This window comes from Mycobacterium sp., assembly GCF_032162605.1.
Taxonomy (GTDB): Bacteria; Actinomycetota; Actinomycetes; order Mycobacteriales; family Mycobacteriaceae; genus Mycobacterium.
Genome location: NZ_JAVROT010000607.1, coordinates 1 through 4,868, shown reverse-complemented (window position 1 = coordinate 4,868; position 4,868 = coordinate 1). Strand labels below are relative to the sequence as shown.

The window sequence follows — 4,868 nt, the reverse complement described above, 5'->3', positions numbered from 1 at the left end:
AGCCGAAGAGGACCCACCACTCCGCGCATCCGTCTCTGGTGCCGTTCCAGGCGTTCCAGGCGAGCGATGGATGGATCGTCGTCGCGTGCCCGAAAGAGAAGTTCTGGCAGCGGCTTGCGGTCGCCGTAGAACGCCCCGAGCTCGCCACCGACGAACGGTTTGCGACGTTCAGCGCTCGCCGTATCCACGCCGACGAACTGCTTCCGATCCTCGATGGGATCTTCCGGTCACGCACAGCGCAGGAATGGCTCGAGGTGCTCCACGCTGCGGGTGTGCCCACGGGGCCCGTCAACTCGGTCTCGCAGGCCCTCGCCGACGAGCACACGGTGTCCAGAGGCATGGTCGTCGAGACCGAGCATCCGGAATTCGGCACCGTCCGTCAGGTCCGCAGCCCAGTCCGGGTGGGTGACGGCGCTGTGGAGTACCGACGCGCACCACGACGCAACGAGGACGCTGACTACATCTTCTCGGAACTCCTGCATTATGACTCGGCTCGCATCGAGATGCTCGACGTCGGCCATATGACCTCGCACGAGGCTTGATGTTTGCCCTGGGTTTCGGTGGTGTCGTGATGTGCCCTGGGTTGCATGGAGTCGGTTTGCTTGACTCTGGTCACGACATCTCCCGAAAGGAGCCGTGTCCATGCCCAAGCGTTATTCCGAAGAGTTCCGTCGCAAGGTGTTTGATCTGGTGGCCTCCTGTCGCCCGATTGCGCAGATCGCTGCCGATCTGGGTATCAGCGACCAGACCATCTAACGCTGGCGCCGCCAGGAGCTGATCGACACCGGGCAGCTGTCCGGACTGAACCGCGCCGAACTGGCCGAGCTGAGCCCGGCCAACAGACGCATCCGCGAGTTGGAGACCGAGGTGGCCATCCCAAAAAGGACCCGTGAGCTGCTGAAGGAGCCGCACGACCCAAAAGACGGTACGCGGCCATAGCCACCATGGCCGCAGAGGGACTTCCCGTGCAGGTGGCATGTCGGCTGTTGGAGGTGACCGAGTCGGGTTACTACGCATGGCGCGCCCGGCCACCCTCGGCGCGGGCGGTCCGCCATGCCTGGCTCACCGAGCAGATCCACGCCGTGCACACCGCCTCTGGGGGCACGTACGGCGCTCGCCGAGTTCATGCCGAGCTGACTCTCGGATTGGGGCTTCGGATCGGCCACAATCAGGTCGAGATGCCGATGGCCCGTGCGATCATCAAGGGCCTGTCGGGCACCCGGCGTCACGAAACTCCCACGGCGACAGACCTGGTCGAGCGGATGTTCACTCATGAGGCGCCAAATCGGTTGTGGGTCACCGACTTCTAATGCCGGCGTCGGCATTAGATGTCCTATGCCGACCCTCGGAATATGCCGACAGTGCTTGCGATGGCGCAGGCCAACGGCGGTGCTGAGGTGCGAAAGGTCGGCATAGTCGCGTAGGTGTGGTCACGCTTCAGGCCTGACGAGAAGATTCACGTGAGGTGAGTTCGCGGGGTGAGTGGCTCGGTCAGGACGCCTGGTCGAGGGTGACGTGGTAGCCCATGGCTTCGAGTTGGCGAATAGCGTTGTTTCGGGCTTTCTGCGGGTTGAGCCGGGTGAAGTAGTCCCCACCGGGATCGTGGTAGGGGGTGTTGGTGGTGGCGATGTTCCAGATGGCGACGAGCAGTGCGCGTTGAACGGCGACGTTGGCTCTCAGGGGGCCGCGGCGGGTGGCTATCCGGCGATATTTGGCGGCCAGGTAGGTGTCGCGGGTGTGAGAGATCGACATCGCCGCGGTGCCGAGGGCACCTTGCAAGTAGGGGTTGCCCGGGCGGGTTCGGCGCGATTTGACCTTGCCGGCCGATTCGTTGTTGCCCGGGGTGGTGCCCGCCCACGACGCGAGGTGTTGGGCGGTGGGGTGCCTCTCTATATGTCAAGAGGCATTTCGGGCTACTTCCGAAGTTGCTTGCGTGGTGCGGGTCTCGTCGGCGAGCATGATGCGCCAGAGGTAGCCCGCGAGGTGTCGTTTGAGGCATCGAGCCGCGGAGCGGGGCGATTTGCCTTCGGCGATCTTCTTGTCGTAGTACTTTCTGCCGACGCTGGCGGACATCCGGATCTGAATCATCGCGACGGTGTGGATGGCGGAGTTGAGGTGCCTGTCTCCGTAGCGGGAGAGGCGGTGTCTTGAGAAGTCGGCGCTGGCAATCTGGATAAGTGCGGTGCCGGTGTAGTTGGCGTAGGCGGCCGCCGACGGGAAGCGGCTCGGGTGCCCGGTGCGGCCGAGGATCCGAGCGGCGAGGACCGGCCCGATTCCATCGACCTGGCGCAGTCTGGAGCCGTGTTCATCGAGTAGTCGCGTCAGCTCCTTGCTGTTGGTGGCGAGTTGCTCGTCGAAACGTCGGAGGTCGGCAATCAGCTCCTTGGCAAGTTGGACCCGGATGCGGTCTGTGTCGGTCCGTGGCCGAATTGAGCGGATGACAGCCGTCGCTCTGGCCGACGTCAGGGACGTCGGCGCGCCGCCGGCCATCAACTCCCGCAGTAGCGCATGAAGTTGGTTGACCGTGCGAGTTCGACTGTGCGACAAGTTGACTCGATGCTCATCGAGCAGAGCAAGAGTATCGGCAGACGTCTCCGCCCGCACGGGACGGGCATCGCCTTGCAGCGCAGCAACACTCGCCGCTGCGGCGGCATCGATGCGGTCGTTCTTGCGGCGACCGCCGCGGGACAGTTCGCGCACTCTGGCGGTCGCGGTGGTCGAGACGTCGACCACTCTCTCACCGCGAGCAAGCAGCCACAACGCAAGGTGGTGGCCCAGGCCGTCAGCGTTCTCGATGGCCCACGACCGGTCAGGCCACGATCTGGCCCAGGCGATCATGCGTTCGTACTCGGCGACAGATGCCTCGATACGGATCGAGCCGAGGTCGGTATTTGTAGCGGAATCCAACGCGGTGGCGGTGTGGGTGGACTTGTGCGGATCAATGCCGATGACGATCATGGAGTGCGGGTTCCCCTTCGCTCGTGTGGGTGGGAATCCGCGGCGGACACTCCGACTTCAAGTACCTCTCACAGCAGCTTGGGGTCACGCCTCTCTTGAGTCACGCCGCGAACGCAGACCGGAAGGGCAGACACACCCCACCAGGGTCAACCTGAACTACGGGTGACAGGAATTTTACGAGTCAACCCTTCCGGTCTGCTACGGCACGTTAGGGCAGCAACCCCGTCCCCGAGCCGTGACACCCATACAAGTCGGAATTTGGTCATATCGGCTCCGGTCTCGGCCACGACGACGTCGGCGGTGTACCCACCGATGCCGGGGATGGTGCAGATCAAGTCTCGGAAGCTACGAAAGGGTTCCATCACCACCTCGATTCGATCGGTGAGCTGTTCGATGGCTGCGGTGTGCTGGTCGATCAGATCCAGGTGCATGCGGGTCAGAAATGCGTGATGGCCGCTGTACCGACCGTAGAGGGCTTCGGTCAGCTGCGGGATCTTCACGCGCATCCGTTTCTTGGCGAGGTCGGCCATGGCCGCCGGATCGGTTTCGCCGGCAAGCAAGGCTTCCAGCATCGCCCGCGAGAGGCGCCGTTGAGATCAGCGGCGACTGAGGACAGTTTGATCCCGGCGTCCTCGAGTAGCTTCCCCAAGCGCTGGATCTCGCGGGTGCGTTCCCGAGTCACGGTGGTGCGTGTGCGGGTCAGGTCGCGTAGCTGCCGGATCGGTTCAGGTGGAACGAACGACCCTCGGACCAGACCATGGGCGCCCAACTGAGCAAGCCAGGTGGCATCAGCCACGTCGGTCTTGCGGCAAGGCAAGTTCTTGACGTGTCGGGCATTGACCAGCATCACCTCCACGCCCGGCAGATCCTCCAGCAGGTAGTAGAACGGCTTCCAATAGTCGCCGGTGGCTTCGATGACGACGCACGTAACCTGCTGTGCGCCAAGATGATCCCGCAGCAAATGATCTGGCGTGTGGTCGCCCCGAACGTGGTCACTGTTTCACTGGTCTTGCGGCGGCCTGCACCGTGGATACGGACGCACACCTTGGCGTCCTTCTTGGAGATATCCAGACCCGCGCAGCGCGGGTGAATGACGTCCACAGCGCCGCTCCCTTCTCCCGTAGCCCACTGTGAAGGTGTCCGTCGTGGGGAGGGCAGGAGAGTCGGAAGTCTGACGCACGGGCTCAAGGCACCAATCCACGGTTCCCGTGGAAGCCCTCCGCCGCCATGCTGACTTACAGGCTCAAAGCACCAAGGTCTTTCCGGGGACAACGACGACGAACACCAATAATGATCCCGCCGCGCCTGAGGTGAGCACAACAGGTGACCACCGCCGAATCTTCACGCCCCACGGTGCGCCACCGGCGCCGGTCTGCTGACTTAGCCTACGCCTGGGCGCCCGTGGCGTCGTGGTTCCGCCACCGCGGGGCACGGGTGTCGATGGTACCCACCACGCAGTCGGCCGACCTGCGGGCCTACTACTCCAAACATGCCAAGAACGATCACCTCGATTCCAAGTTGTTGGGCCTGCCGTGAGAAAACATGTCGCCAACAGGGCCGGCAACAGGCGACACTTCGGCACATGAGCAGCGAGCTCGCGTTCATCGGCAGGCGATCCGGGACCGGCAAGACCAGCGTCGGTTTCGAGATGCACGCCCAACTCGGCGCAGCCGACATCTCGCACTGCCTCATCGACGGCGACTTCCTCGACATGGCCCACCCGGCGCCATGGCAGCACCACCTTGTCGAACGCAACCTCACCGCGATATGGGCGAACTACCGGGCACTGGGCTACCACCGCATGATCTACACCAACACCGTCTGCGTGCTGCCCGAAGAGATCGCACGCCTCACCACCGCCATTGGCGACAACCCCAACGTCACCGCAGTCCTGCTCACCTGCACCGATG

General features: G+C 63.7%; 4 protein-coding genes and 3 pseudogenes. 4 read left to right on the top strand and 3 right to left on the bottom strand.

All coding sequences use genetic code 11. The features are described 5' to 3' along the window. From QOI01_RS34825 to QOI01_RS34815, 3 genes are all read left to right on the top strand, one after another. Window positions 1-542 (top strand): CoA transferase (locus QOI01_RS34825; protein ID WP_526388592.1); only part of this gene is annotated, 542 nt, incomplete at its 5' end. 100 nt (window positions 543-642) lie between these two features. Beyond that, complete coding sequence (locus QOI01_RS34820; protein ID WP_526388591.1) at window positions 643-756, top strand: helix-turn-helix domain-containing protein; 114 nt, start codon at window positions 643-645, stop codon at window positions 754-756. Between the two features lie 188 nt (window positions 757-944). Further along, window positions 945-1,310 carry an IS3 family transposase gene (locus QOI01_RS34815; protein WP_526388589.1) on the top strand — a complete coding sequence of 122 codons (366 nt, stop codon included), beginning with the start codon at window positions 945-947 and terminating at the stop codon, window positions 1,308-1,310. Window positions 1,311-1,491: 181 nt separating this feature from the next. On the opposite strand, the pseudogene QOI01_RS34810 reads toward QOI01_RS34815, so the two are convergent. From QOI01_RS34810 to QOI01_RS34800, 3 genes and pseudogenes are all read right to left on the bottom strand, one after another. Then, a pseudogene (locus tag QOI01_RS34810) lies at window positions 1,492-1,878 on the bottom strand (transposase); the annotation flags it as partial. An 18-nt stretch (window positions 1,879-1,896) separates the two neighbouring features. Beyond that, window positions 1,897-2,958 carry an IS110 family RNA-guided transposase gene (locus tag QOI01_RS34805; RefSeq protein WP_526388587.1) on the bottom strand — a complete coding sequence of 354 codons (1,062 nt, stop codon included), beginning with the start codon at window positions 2,956-2,958 and terminating at the stop codon, window positions 1,897-1,899. A 254-nt stretch (window positions 2,959-3,212) separates the two neighbouring features. Then, window positions 3,213-4,059: pseudogene (locus QOI01_RS34800) on the bottom strand (IS110 family RNA-guided transposase); the annotation flags it as partial. Window positions 4,060-4,540: 481 nt separating this feature from the next. Between QOI01_RS34800 and QOI01_RS34795 the strand changes: the two are divergent. Continuing rightward, window positions 4,541-4,868: pseudogene (locus QOI01_RS34795) on the top strand (ATPase); the annotation flags it as partial.